The sequence below is a fragment of the Enterobacter sp. BWH64 genome, from assembly GCF_001037645.1.
Classification (GTDB): domain Bacteria; phylum Pseudomonadota; class Gammaproteobacteria; order Enterobacterales; family Enterobacteriaceae; genus Enterobacter; species Enterobacter hormaechei_C.
Map to the genome: position 1 here is coordinate 3,544,638 of NZ_KQ089922.1, position 13,110 is coordinate 3,557,747.

Genomic DNA, 13,110 nt, shown 5'->3' on the forward strand with positions numbered 1-13,110 from the left:
TTACTCGGTGAGCCAGCTGGCCTGACGCTGTAATACCGGCAGCGTCGGTCGGCGATGGTTGATTTCCGGTAGCGCGCTGATGAGCCCCTGGGTGTAGGGATGCCTGGCGTTGTGCAGATCCTTCGCGGCAATCGACTCCACCACCCGTCCGGCGTACATCACCAGCACCCGGTCGCAGAAGCTGCGCACCAGGTTGATGTCGTGGCTGATAAAGATCAGCCCCAGACCGCGGGACTGCACCAGGTCGTCGAGCAGGCCCAGCACCTGCAAACGCACCGACACGTCCAGCGCCGAAGTCGGCTCGTCGGCAATGACCAGCTCGGGATCGGCGATCAGCATCATGGCGATCATGATGCGTTGCCCCTGCCCGCCGGAAATCTCGTGCGGGCAGAGGTGATACACCCGTTCCGGCTGGCGAATGCGCACCACGTCGAGCATCTCCAGCACTCTGGCTTTGGCTTCCGCCTTGCGCCCCGGATGATGGGTCAGCCAGGCTTCGGCAATTTGGTCGCCCACGCACACCACCGGGTTAAGGGAGTATTTCGGGTCCTGCATGATCATCGAGATGCGCTTGCCGCGAATGCCGCGCATCTGCGCCTCGCTGACGGCCTGTAAATCGACATCGCCAAACTGCATCCGCGCGGCGCGGATCTGCGCTTTGGCCGGATGCAGGCGTAGCAGCGCCCGCCCGACGGTGGATTTACCGGAACCGGATTCACCGACAATCGCCAGCTTTTCGCGTCCGAGCTGGAAAGAGACGCCGCGCACCGCGTGGGTGACCGCGCCGCCGTTGATAAAATCGACGTGGAGATCGCGCACGTCGAGCATCGGGTTATTCGCTACGAGGATCGAGGATGTCACGCAAGCCATCTCCTAAGAAGTTGAACGCCAGACTGTTGATCAGGATCGCCAGCCCCGGAATAGTCACCACCCACCAGCACTCCATCATGTAGGTACGACCGCTGGAGATCATCGCTCCCCACTCCGACTCCGGCGGCTGTGCGCCAAGGCCAAGAAAGCCCAGCCCGGCGGCGGTGAGAATGATCCCCGCCATGTTCATGGTGATGCGGATAATCACTGACGGCAGGCACAGCGGGACAATGTGACGCCACAGTACGCGCACCGGGGAAGCACCCTGAAGCCGCACGGCGGAGACAAAATCGGCCTGGCGCAGAGAGAGAGTTTCGGCGCGCGCCAGACGGGCAATCGGCGGCCAGGCGGTGAGCGTAATCGCAATCACCACGTGCTCCAGCCCCGGCCCGAGCGCCGCGACAAACGCCAGCGCCAGCACCAGGCTCGGGAAGGAGATAAAGATATCGGTGACGCGCATCAGCACCGCGTCCACCCTGCCGCCGAAGTAGCCTGCGGTCACGCCCAGCAGCAGCCCCAGCGGGCCAACGGTCACGGAGACCAGCAGCACGATGTAGAGCGTGATGCGCGCGCCGTACACCAGCCGGCTGAAGATGTCCCGGCCAAACTCGTCGGTGCCGAACCAGTGCAGTGCGTTCGGGGCGACCAGCGCGTTATTGAGGTCCTGCACCAGCGGGTTGTACGGCGCGATCAGCGGGGCAAACGCCGCCACAATCAGCAGCAGCAGGATAATCCCGCCGCCGATGGCGGTGAGCGGATTGCGCGCCATCTTGCCGACGAAGCCCGCGGCGCGGCCCAGCGTGCGTCTGATACGCTGGCGGCGTTCGGATGGCCCGGTCCCCAGCGGCGAATCCAGAGAAACGGTCATGATTTCGTCCTCGGGTCAAAGAGTTGATACAGCATGTCGGAGAGCAGGTTCAGCATCACGAAGATGACCCCCACCAGCAGCACGCAGCCCATGACCGCGTTCATATCCCCGAGCAGCAGGCTGCCGGTGAGATACGAACCGAAGCCCGGCCAGGAGAAGACGGTTTCAATCAGCACCGCCCCCTCCAGCAGCGAGCCGTAGGCCAGCGCCACTACCGTCAGGAGCTGCACGAGAATGTTGCGAAACGCGTGATTCCAGATCACCTGACGTTCAGTTAAGCCCTTCACCCGGGCAGTGATAATGAACTCCTGCGACAGCTGCGCCAGCATAAAGCTGCGGGTCATGCGGCTGATATAGGCCAGGGAGTGGAAGCCAAGCAGCGACGCGGGCAAAACCAGATGGTTAATGGCGTTCCAGAACACCGCGCCGTTTCCGGCCAGCAATGCATCCACCGTCATCAGTCCGGTGCGGCGTGGGACTACCCCCTCCAGTCCGAGATCCAGACGTCCCGCGCCTCCCACCCAGCCAAGCCAGGCGTAGAACAGCAGCAGCCCCATCATCCCGACCCAGAAAATCGGCGTGGAATAACCCGCCAGACTGATGATGCGCACCACGTAGTCGGAAACGCTGTTGCGCCGCGCCGCCGCCAGTACGCCCAGCGGAATGCCCAGACCCGCACCTACGATAATCGCCATCGTCGCCAGCTCGAGCGTCGCCGGGAAGACGCGCAGAATATCGGCAGTCACCGGTTTACCCGTCAGCAGGGCATTGCCCAGATCGCCGTGCAGCAGGTTATTGAGGTAAATACCGAACTGAGCCAGCAGCGACCGGTCGAATCCCAGCTGGTGATAGACCTGCTGATAGGTGCTGTGGTCGGCATCCGGTCCGACAATCGCCAGCACCGGATCAACGGGCATTACGCGGCCGATGAAAAAGGTCAGCAGCAGAAGGCCGAACAGCGTCACCACCACCTGCGTTAACCGCTTTGAGAAGCGCCGGGTCCGTGAGCCGGGCGCGAGAATTGCCACACTCATTTGTCACCTCCGGTTTTGTAGACCTCACGCAGGAAGGTGGTGGCCGACGGGTGCGACTGGAAGTTCTTCACCTCGTTACGCACCACCACCGAATCGACCATCTGTGACAGAGGGATCATCGCCGGGATCAGCGCGTCGTAGCGGACCTGGATCTGCTGGTAGTCGGCGATCTGTTTTTCCGGATCGCGCTCCAGCAGGGCCTTGTCGATCATTTCGTTGAGCGGCTTGTCGTAGAAGCTGGTACGCCAGCCCTGGAAGTTGGTCAGACGGGCTTCATCGCTGTTGTCCGGGTTATAGACCAACGCCCGCAGGCTGGAGTGCGGATGGGGTTCGACGCCGCTACCGCCGCGCCCCACCAGCATGTCGAACTTGCGCTCGCGCATTGCGCCGTAAATCTGGTTCCCGGTGCCGGTGATGATTTTGGCGTTGATGCCCGCCTGCATCAGCGTCGACTGCACGGCGATGGCGATATTGAGGAACGGCTGATCCGCCAGCACCCGCAGGGTGGTGTCAAACCCGTCCGGGTAGCCCGCCTCCGCCAGCAGCTTTCTGGCGCGCGGGATATCGAGCCTATAGCCAGGGTCCGGCAGCGTGGACGGCATACCCGCCTTGATCGGGCGCTGGTGCAGCACGCCGTAGCCCGGCATCAGCGCGCTGTTGATGCCCTGATAGTCAATCAGATAGCGCACCGCTTCGCGCACCTTCGGGTTAGCGAAATGGGCCTCTTTCATGCTCATCGCCACGTAGTACACCGTGCCTTTCTGCACGGCTTCGACGGTGAGCTGTGGGTCTTTGCGCAGGGCGTTAATGTCCGCCACCGCCATGTTGTTGGCAACGTCGAGGTCGCCTTTCTCAATCATCAGGCGCAGGGTTTGTGACTCCTGGAAATGACGCAGCACCACCCGGCTCATTTTGGGTTCTTCCCGCCAGTATTGCGGGTTGCGCTGCATGCGCAGCACATCCTTCGCCTGCCAGGTTTCCAGCATAAACGGGCCGGAACCCGCTTCGTTGGTGGTAAGCCAGCGGTTGCCCCAGTCGTTATTCACCGCGTGCTGCTGCACCGTTTTGCTGTCGAGCACGCCGAGGTTGCCGAGCGCGCCGAGGGAGTAGATCACCAGCTGCGGATCGTTAGGCTTAGGCAGAACAATTTGCACCGTGTAGGCATCGGGGGCGCTGATTTGGCTGTCGATGTTTTGCTTAGAAAATCCATACGACTTCCACACCGAGGCCTGGGCAAGGTTGAGGTGCAGCAGACGGCGCATCGACCAGACCACATCCTCCGCCGTGAGCGGGTTGCCAGAGTGGAATTTAACGTCGTCACGCAGGTGAAAGGTCAGGGTTTTACGGTCCGGCGAAATATCCCAGGACTTCGCCAGCGCGGGCCTGACGTTGGTGAGCGCGTTCGGGTCCAGCTCCACCAGCGAGTCGTAGAGATTGACCACAATGCCGACCACTTCGTTACCGGTCATTGCCGCCGGATCGAGGGTCAGCAGGTTATTCATGTTCATGCCGATGATGAGCTGGTCGGGCGGCGTTTTCGCGTACGCCGCACCGCTCCCCATCATCAGCGAGAGCGCGAGCAAGCACGCCCCGGCTAAGGGAGATCGTTTCATGTATATATCGCCTGTAGGGTACGTTTTTATCTGTCAGTCGTGGCTGACGGTATTGGCTTCGATATATGCAAAATTAATGTCTTCGCCCAGTCCCGGGCGGGTCGGCAGACTGACCATGCCGTTTTCGTCCATAGGGTCCACCAGGCTGTTGAGGTACGCCGCCGGTTGGTCGTAGTCGAGGAACGGGTGCAGCAGGCCGCGCTCGTACCAGCGGCAGTTTTTGATGGCGCCAATCACCGCCAGGCTGGCCGCGCCGTTGCCGTGTATTTCGCAGTCCATGCCAAAAGATTCCGCCAGGTTCGCCACCTTCAGCGTTGGGGAAATGCCGCCCACGCCGTTCGACCCTGCGCGCAGGATGTCGCAGGCCCCGGCTTTGATCCAGTCAGCACGGCTGTGGTGCTTTCCGCCCAGGCTTTCCGGCCCGATAACCGGAATCGAGAGGTTCTCCGCCAGCCACGCGTAGGAGGCCATGCTCTCCTCTTCCATCGGCTCTTCAAACCAGGCGAAGTCAAGCTTTTCCAGCGCTTTGCCGATGTACAGCGCCTCGGTACGGCTGTACCAGTGGTAGCCGTCAATCATCAGGTCAATGTCCGGGCCAACCGCTTCACGCACGGCGGCACAGGCTTTGACGTCCATCTTTGGATTGGGGGCGAAAGAGACCGGCGGCATCCAGGTGTGCAGCTTGATGGCCTTGTAACCGCGCGCCACCAGCTTTTCGGCAAAGCTGGCGTACTCCTCCGGCGTGGATAATCCGCCCGGCAGATCGTCGCCGCACATGGTGCTGCCATAGGCCGGCACCTTATCGCGATAGCCGCCAAGCAGTTTCCAGACCGGCAGGTTGAGCTTACGGCCAATCAGATCCCACAGCGCCTGTTCAACGAAGCCCAGCGCACGCTCGGTCAGCTGATGCGCGCTTCCCCGCTGCCAGTGCGCCAGATCCTGCCAGATGCGTTCCCGGTTGAATGCGTCCTGCCCCACCAGCACTTTGCGAAAGAAGGTATTGACCACAAAGGGGCGCACCACTTCCGGCGGCGCGAACGAATATCCGCGGGTGCCCTCTTCTGCCGTGATGGTCAGCATCGCCATTTTGGCCATGCTCTCCGGCCCAGGATGCGAATGCCCCGCGGCGTCAGAGACCCGACGCGTCGGGTACTGAAAAACGGTGACGTTTACAGATTCAATTTTCATTATCGGTCCTTAAGTCCGGCGATAAGCCCAGAAGCAGAAAATGACAAAGGGGTTTTATGATTTTAAAAATGCGTTTCAGTATGTAATTTAAGCATAAAAAATCAGCACGTCCTCGGACAAAACGCGTTAAGGAGAGGCTATTTTTTGGGCATATGCACGGTCGGACGTGACAATTTTCACAAATGCGCGGGGAAATGTGAGGTTGATCGGGAGACGTTATTTGAAGGTAAGCGCAGAAGCAGGAATATGCTGACCGGCAACAACCCGCGGAAACTTCTGCGCTTACAAATCAGTCAACTAACCCGCTTCCGGGGCTGGAACGGCAAGCGTTTCCAGCAGCGCATGCATAGACGCATACCGGCCACTGGCATTGTTAAAGCTGGCATGATGGCACGCTGGCGAGACGATGAGGGTTTTGAGCCCCGCGCTCAGGGCGGCACGGTAGCCGCTCTGGCTGTCCTCAATCACTATGCACTGTGAGGCCGCCAGGCCTAATTTTCGCAGCGCAGAGAGATAGACCGCAGGATGCGGTTTACCGTAGCGTTCATCGTCGGCGCTGCAAATGACCTCAAAATAGTGGCCGATACTGAGTTTCTCTAGCACAGCATGCACGATTTCATACGATGAAGAGGTGGCAAGTGCAATCCGGTAGCCTGCCTCACGGAAGTATGTCATCACGTCGTAGACGCCCTCTATCGCTTTGCCTTCCCGGCTAATCAGTTCGATGATGCGCAGACGGATGGCCGCTTCAATCAGTGCAGGATCGGCCTCAAGCCTGCAATATTCGCACCAGGTCCGGGCAATCTCATCCAGCCGCTTGCCTTTTGTCAGTGACTCACACTCTTCGTCGCTGACCTCAGCACGCCAGCCTGCCAGAGCTGCTTTTTGCGCCTGACGCCACAGGCCTTCGGAGTCAATGATGACGCCATCCATGTCAAAAATTACCGCCTTAACATCCATCATACGTCTCCGTGATTGGCCCGACGCTGCCGTCAGGCCTTAATAAATTACGAAATTCCGACCGTTTCACCCTTGCAGGTTTCCTGACGAACAAACCCAGGCTGTTCAACCCGAATAAACGGACACAGGATAAAGGCCACGACATACAGCGCCGTGTAGGCAATGACCACGCCGAGCGTGCTGAACCAGGGCAGCAGCACCACGGCAATCGCCGGCGCAAGGAAGTTAGACAGGCCGGCTGACAGGTTATACACCGAAATCGCCGCCCCCTTGTGCCGCGGCTCCAGCGCCGGGAACACCGCCGCCATCGGTACGAAGGCCGCCACAAAAATCCCCAGCGCGATGGCCGGCACCAGTGCCATGGCAAAGTTATGCCCGAAGTGCTGCGGAATGTAGTAAAACGCCAGGCTCGAGAGCGCCATCCCGATGCAGCCAAACCAGCGCACCACCCGCATCCAGCCCATTTTTTCCGCCACCACGCCCCAGAAGACGTTCGAGAAGATGGTGGTGAAGAAGAATACTGCCCAGACCTGAAGCCACTCGGAGGTGGTGAAGCCCAGTTCGTCAACAAACATCATCGGCATGATGACGGCAAACCCGAACAGGGAGAGGGTGTTGATGATACGCACCATGCTGGAGAGCAGAATACTGCGGTTGGTGTAGAGCAGCGTCGCCGCACGGCCCAGCTCGGCGAATTTTTCCCGGGTGGAGAGAGTCTGCATATGCCGTGGCGTTTCCACCTTACGCATAGAGACCAGCGCAATGATCCCGCCGGTTACGCAAAACGCCAGTGCCAGCCACAGGGTGCCCATCTCCCCGATGTGCGGAATGGTAAAGCTAGGAATGTAGCTGCCGAACACGCCGATGCCGATAGAGTAAACCGCCCAGAACCAGCCCAGCGCCGCGCTGGTACTGTCACTGCGAACGTTATGCACAATGGCGACGATAAAGGCATAGAGGAACAGCGGATAGGCCAAGCCGCGGATCCCGTAGAACAGCAGAATTAATGCGTAATTTGCCTGACCCAGACCAAAAACGAGAAACAGGACGTGGAAAACGCACCACAGGACGAAGCCAATCAGCATGGTTTTTTGCGGGGTGATGATTTCAGCCACCACGCCGGAGATCCACGCGGAGAGCGCCGCCGCGAGACCGTAAAGCGTGAAGGCGAAAGAGGCTTCAGCAGGCGTGAAGCCCAGCGCCTTAATATAGTGCGACAGGAATGCCAGCTCGAAACCATCGCCCGTCATAAAGACCGCGATAGCGATATACCCCCAGACCAGACTCAGGGGTAATCCCAGCCATTGTTTGTTATTTAACGACATATTGACCTCGTTTTTAGGGTACAGGGAACCGCTCCGGCAGCATCGCCGGAGGGTCTTTGCCACAGAATTATGGGTTTCGGTAGTTCAGGTCGTTTTGGTAAAGCGCGTTAAACTGCTGGTAACGCGTCATCAGCGCACGGTGGCGCGCCGGATCGCTGCGCCAGGTTTTATAGACTTCAGGTTTTTCGCACACGGAAGCCAGCGGCTTACCGGCTGCGAGACAGGCCAGCCGTGCAGCCCCCAGCGCACCGCCGGTTTCGCCGCCCTTATGCGTCACCACCGGCATCGCCAGAATATCGGCCAGCAGCTGGGCCCAGAAGGGGCTCCGCGCCCCGCCGCCGACGAGGGAGCACTGTTCAATCTGCGTGCCGCTCTCCTGCAACACGCGAAGGCCATCGGCAATACCGAAGCTGACGCCTTCCAGCACCGCATACCCCATCAGCGCACGCTGGCTGGAGTGCGTTAGCCCCCAGAACATGCCCCGTGCACAGGGATCGTTATGCGGCGTACGTTCCCCGGAAAGGTAGGGCAGGAACATCGGCGCGCTCGCTTTCTCCGCATCGCTTAGCTGGGCGATCTCCTCAAGCAATGCCAGCTCCGTGACGCCCACCAGACGGCAAAACCACTGTAGACAACTGGCGGCGCTTAACATCACGCTCATCTGATGCCACAGGTTTGGCAGCACGTGACAGAACGCGTGCACGGCAGACTGGGGCGCCGGACGGTAGGCATCTGTGACCACAAACAGCACGCCGGAGGTGCCCAGCGAAATAAACGCATCGCCCGGCGAAACGGCCCCAACCCCTATCGCGCTGACGGCGTTATCTCCCCCGCCGCCGGCAACGATAACCGAGGGGTTCAGACCCCACCGCTGCGCTACCGCAGGTTCGAGTAGCGCCGAGACCTCACACCCTTCCACCAGCGCAGGCATGGCGGCACGCGACAGCTCACATTTTTCCAGCAGTGCATCCGACCAGTCTCGTTTTCCCACATCCAGCCACAGCGTCCCGGCCGAGTCCGACATATCAGAGATTTTTTTTCCGGTCATTTTGAAGCGCAGATAATCCTTCGGCAGCAGCACGGTGGCGAGACGGCTGAAGTTCTGCGGCTCATGACGGCGCACCCAGAGCAGCTTTGGTGCCGTAAACCCCGGCATTGCCAGGTTCCCCGCCACCTGGTGCAGTTCGGGCGCCATCTCTTCCAGCTCTGCGCACTCCTGCGCGCAGCGGGTGTCATTCCACAGGATGGCCGGACGCAGGGGTTCACCCGCGGCATCCAGCAGTACCGCACCGTGCATCTGCCCGGAAAGGCCAATGGCTTTTATCGCCTGCCAGTGGTGGCCGCACTTCTCCCGGAGGGTGGCAATCAGGTATTCGGTTGCCTCCCACCAGGCTTCCGGCGATTGTTCAGACCAGTGCGGCTTCGGACGCTGTATCGTCAGCGGCGCGCTATGGGTGGCGACAACGCCGTTGTTTTCGTCAATGACCAGCGCCTTTACTTCTGATGTGCCAAGATCGATGCCCAGATACATACCCACCTCTCACTTAATCAGCGCGTAGACGTCAGCGATTTTTTCACGCAGAAGCGCGGCAAAATCTTCCCGGCCGGTCAGATCGCCAAACAGGGCGGTATCGCTGGCATATCGGGCTATCGGATCGTCCGATTCGAACATCGCATGTACCGCAGAGGCGTTGAGGATACCGTCCTGGTATTCATATGGCAGCTTGCCGTGATGCCACTGCTCCATATAGACGTAGAACAGCGCAGGCAGCATAGCGGTAGCGTCAGGACGTACGCCGCGCTGGTAACATTCACGCAGCGTTGGGGCTATCATCGCCGGGATCTTCGAGAACCCGTCGGCCGCGACGCGCTGGTTGGTGTCCTGAATCCAGGGGTTGGTAAAACGCTTAAGCACTACGTCGCGGTAGGCTGGCAGATCGATGCCATTATCTCCCAGGCAGGGAATGACATCTTCCGTCACGTAGCGGTCGGCAATCTTGTAGATAAACTCTGTCAGCGTGCTTTCATGGATATACTGCTGCCCGACCAGAGTACCCGCCCAGGCGATACAGCTATGGGAGGCATTGAGGATGCGGATCTTCGCCTCTTCATAAGGGATGACGGATCCCACCAGCTCCACGCCCACCGTTTCCAGCGCGGGACGAACGTCGCGGAAATTGTCTTCAATCACCCACTGAATAAAGCGTTCCCCCATAACCGGGGCGTTATCGTCTATGCCCGTCCGGGCCTTAATGCGCGCCGGGAGATCGGCCGCCGGACGCGGTGTGATGCGATCCACCATGGTATTCGGACAGGTCGCATTAGCACTCAGCCAGTCGATGACCCTCTGTTTGCCGCTGAGGGTTAAGAATTCAATCAACCCGTCGTGGAAGCGCTCGCCGTTATGCCGCACGTTGTCACAGTTAAGCAAGGTTACCGGACCCGCTCCGTTCGCCATACGCGCTTCGAGGATGCGGGCAATTGTCCCGTAGATGGTTTTACAGCCGCCCTTAATATCGCTCGCCAGATCGGCATTGGCCACATCCAGCCTGTGGCTGGTATCCAGATAGTAGCCCCCCTCCGTCACGGTAAACGCGATGACCCGAGTCTGCGGGTTCGCCCCTTCGGCAATCAGCGGCTGCAAATCCGCCTGCCACGGGATCAGCGTCTGAATCGAGGCGATCTCTTCATAGTCTCTCTCGCCTTCCGGGCTGACGGTCTCCAGTACATATCGCCCCTTCTGCGCGGCCAGCGCCTGCACCACATGTTCAGCATCGTTGCGTATGTTGCCCGCAGCGATGTGCCAGCGCGTATCGCCGCCGGCAATCAGGCGGTGCAGATACCACGCCTGATGCGCACGATGAAAAGACCCCAGCCCAATATGTAGCCATGTGTATTTCTCGGTCATTGTTCTGTTCTCCAGTGAGGTTATGGCTGAACTGTATATGATCATTTGATTAAAATAAGAGCTACAGATCACAAAAGAACAAATGACCATTCAAATAACAAATGATCAATAAAGAGCAAACTGCTTGCCTCAGCGCGGAGCACCCGCCAGAATGACAGACAATTGTTGTGGGTGTTGACCGCCCTCAACCCCACTCTTGAGGCAGGGAAACGTGAGCAAAGAAGATGACATCAGGCTCGATCAAAAAGTGCGGGCGGCATGGATGTATTACATCGCCGGGCTTAATCAAAGCGAAATTGCCAGCCAGCTCGGCACATCAAGACCGGTGGTGCAGCGGCTGATTGCCGCCGCGAAAGAGGAAGGCATTGTCTCGATTGGGCTTCATCACCCTGTCGCTAACTGCCTCGATTATGCGCAACTTCTCGCGGAAAAATATCACCTGACCCACTGCAACATTGTGCCCGTCTACCGCAATGAAAGCGCGCTGGATAGCGTGACGTTTGGCTGTTATCAGCTGATGGCCCGCTACCTGCAAGGTGATAAACCCACGGTTGTCGGAATTGGCTCCGGACTGACGCTAAAAAAAACCATCAAGCGTATCGATTTTGACAGCCACAACACCCGCTGTGTCGCCCTGATCAGCGCCATGAACGAGCACGGGCAATGTAACTATTACGATGATGTGCCGTTGCTGCTGGCGCGTAAAATTCAGGGAAAATATTACCAGTGGCCGGCGCCGCGCTATGCTCAGTCCAGCGAGGAGCATGAGATGTGGTGCTCAAACCGCCTGTTCCGTAACGTCTGCGCCGTGGCGGATGCGGCCGATGTGATTTTTGTCGGCATCGGGGCGCTGGGCAAGCAGAGCCCTATCTTCAAAGACGGGTTTATCGATGAGGCACAGCTGGAAGAGTTGACCCAGCGCGGTGGCGTTGGCGAAATACTCGGACGCTTTATCGATGCCGACGGCAACGTCATCGACAGCCAGATTAATCGCTTTATTACCAGCTACGATATTCGCCAGAGCCAGTGTCCACGTATTGCGGCCGCCTGCGGCGAGGATAAACGCCCGGCGATCCTTGCCGCCCTCAAAGGCGGCTGGGTAAACGGTCTGGTGACGGATGAACAGACCGCGCGCTGGCTGCTGACGCGTCAGGGCTAGCCCGTGACGCTCTGGCTGCCAATCAGTTCCGGTGGGATCTCAATACGCCTGACCGAGGTATCACCGGAATCGAGAATTTCAAATACCTTCTCCAGCATCGCCGGGACGTCCTGGCGCACCATGTCGATATCATGTCCCAGCAGAGAGACAAATGGGTCCCAGTCAAAACAACCCATCGGCGGCTGATTTTGGCCGGTCTGCCCGTATTGGGCCAGCCAACGTACCACCCCCTCCAGCGAAATGGTCGAATTGACAAACAGCCCCTTTAGCGCCGTCGATGGCGACGGGAAGGTGGCTCTGAGCTGCTGCTCCACGCGCGATGACGAGTATCCTGTGACCAGCAGCTGCTGTTCCGGAACGGTCAGCCCATGGGCCTGATGGGCATCAAGGAACCCGCGCAGGCGCTCTGCGGTGTTGTTATCACTCCGGCGTCCGCCCACGAAGGTCAGCGGAGCCAGCGAACCAAACCGTCTAAAGCTGCTGGCGAGGATCCGCTCTGTCAGCATCTTCGCGCCGCCGTAGTTATCCGAAATGATAGAGGGCGCCAGGGTGCCCGGCAGATCAAGATTTAGTGTAGGTACGCCCGCCTGATGACAGAGTTCAGCAATTTTGTCCGGGTGTGTCGCCCCCGTGGCAATGACCCAGTCAACCTGCCAGGAGAGCATGGCACGGGCGGCATCCAGCTCGAGTTCCGGCTGTCGGCGTGTGCAGGTAATAATCGGCAACAGCCCTCTGGCACGCGCCATCTCTTCGAATTTTTCCGCTATAGAGCCGAAATAGCGGTTGTCATATTTCGGCACAATCATGCCGATAACGTTCGATTTCTTGCTGCGCAGCAGGCTTGCCTGACGGTTAACCGCGTAGCCCTGCTCTTGTGCAATGCGGGTTACCTTCTCTGCCAGGCTGGCGCTGATGCGGCGTTTCTTCCAGTTGCCATTCAAAATAGCACTCACCGCGCTGGCAGAAACGCCGGTGAGTTCCGCCAGATCGTAAATGGTCGTTTTCTTCGTTTTCTCAACGCGCGTCACAAAATCGCCTCTTCATTTTGAATGTCTCTTGCTGGAGAAATAAGCAAGTGCTAGATCTGCTTCATCGATTGAGCAGTTTGCTTCACGCGTCAGTCAGAACCCCCGTTCTTCACGCGAAAGCAGACACACCCTAAAAATCATCTCTGCATAAAGGATT

General features: G+C 59.0%; 11 protein-coding genes. 1 reads left to right on the plus strand and 10 read right to left on the minus strand.

The features are described 5' to 3' along the window. From SK50_RS16920 to dalD, 9 genes are all read right to left on the minus strand, one after another. Complete coding sequence (locus tag SK50_RS16920; RefSeq protein WP_032666825.1) at positions 1-861, minus strand: ABC transporter ATP-binding protein; 861 nt, start codon at positions 859-861, stop codon at positions 1-3. Then, a complete protein-coding gene (locus SK50_RS16925) occupies positions 833-1,738 on the minus strand; it encodes an ABC transporter permease (protein ID WP_045344337.1) in 906 nt (301 codons plus the stop codon). Before SK50_RS16925 ends, SK50_RS16920 begins: the two co-directional genes overlap by 29 nt. Further along, the gene (locus SK50_RS16930) at positions 1,735-2,772 is read right to left on the minus strand and encodes an ABC transporter permease (protein ID WP_017693076.1); all 1,038 of its coding nucleotides are present in this window, start codon (positions 2,770-2,772) and stop codon (positions 1,735-1,737) included. Before SK50_RS16930 ends, SK50_RS16925 begins: the two co-directional genes overlap by 4 nt. Further along, entirely contained in the window at positions 2,769-4,385 is a 1,617-nt protein-coding gene (locus SK50_RS16935; protein WP_045344336.1) for an ABC transporter substrate-binding protein, read from the minus strand. Before SK50_RS16935 ends, SK50_RS16930 begins: the two co-directional genes overlap by 4 nt. A gap of 33 nt (positions 4,386-4,418) precedes the next feature. Continuing rightward, a complete protein-coding gene (locus SK50_RS16940) occupies positions 4,419-5,573 on the minus strand; it encodes a mandelate racemase family protein (protein ID WP_015572356.1) in 1,155 nt (384 codons plus the stop codon). Between the two features lie 297 nt (positions 5,574-5,870). Beyond that, complete coding sequence (locus SK50_RS16945; protein ID WP_077266483.1) at positions 5,871-6,536, minus strand: HAD family hydrolase; 666 nt, start codon at positions 6,534-6,536, stop codon at positions 5,871-5,873. Between the two features lie 44 nt (positions 6,537-6,580). Continuing rightward, entirely contained in the window at positions 6,581-7,858 is a 1,278-nt protein-coding gene (locus SK50_RS16950) for an RbtT/DalT/CsbX family MFS transporter (RefSeq protein WP_017693074.1), read from the minus strand. A 67-nt stretch (positions 7,859-7,925) separates the two neighbouring features. Next, complete coding sequence (gene xylB, locus SK50_RS16955) at positions 7,926-9,389, minus strand: xylulokinase (protein WP_023304094.1); 1,464 nt, start codon at positions 9,387-9,389, stop codon at positions 7,926-7,928. Positions 9,390-9,398: 9 nt separating this feature from the next. Next, a complete protein-coding gene (dalD, locus tag SK50_RS16960) occupies positions 9,399-10,766 on the minus strand; it encodes a D-arabinitol 4-dehydrogenase (protein ID WP_017693073.1) in 1,368 nt (455 codons plus the stop codon). 211 nt (positions 10,767-10,977) lie between these two features. Between dalD and SK50_RS16965 the strand changes: the two genes are divergently transcribed. After that, complete coding sequence (locus SK50_RS16965) at positions 10,978-11,925, plus strand: sugar-binding transcriptional regulator (protein WP_017693072.1); 948 nt, start codon at positions 10,978-10,980, stop codon at positions 11,923-11,925. On the opposite strand, the gene SK50_RS16970 is transcribed toward SK50_RS16965, so the two are convergent. Continuing rightward, the gene (locus SK50_RS16970; RefSeq protein WP_045344924.1) at positions 11,922-12,953 is read right to left on the minus strand and encodes a LacI family DNA-binding transcriptional regulator; all 1,032 of its coding nucleotides are present in this window, start codon (positions 12,951-12,953) and stop codon (positions 11,922-11,924) included. The genes SK50_RS16965 and SK50_RS16970 overlap by 4 nt on opposite strands. Between the last annotated feature and the right edge of the window lie 157 nt (positions 12,954-13,110).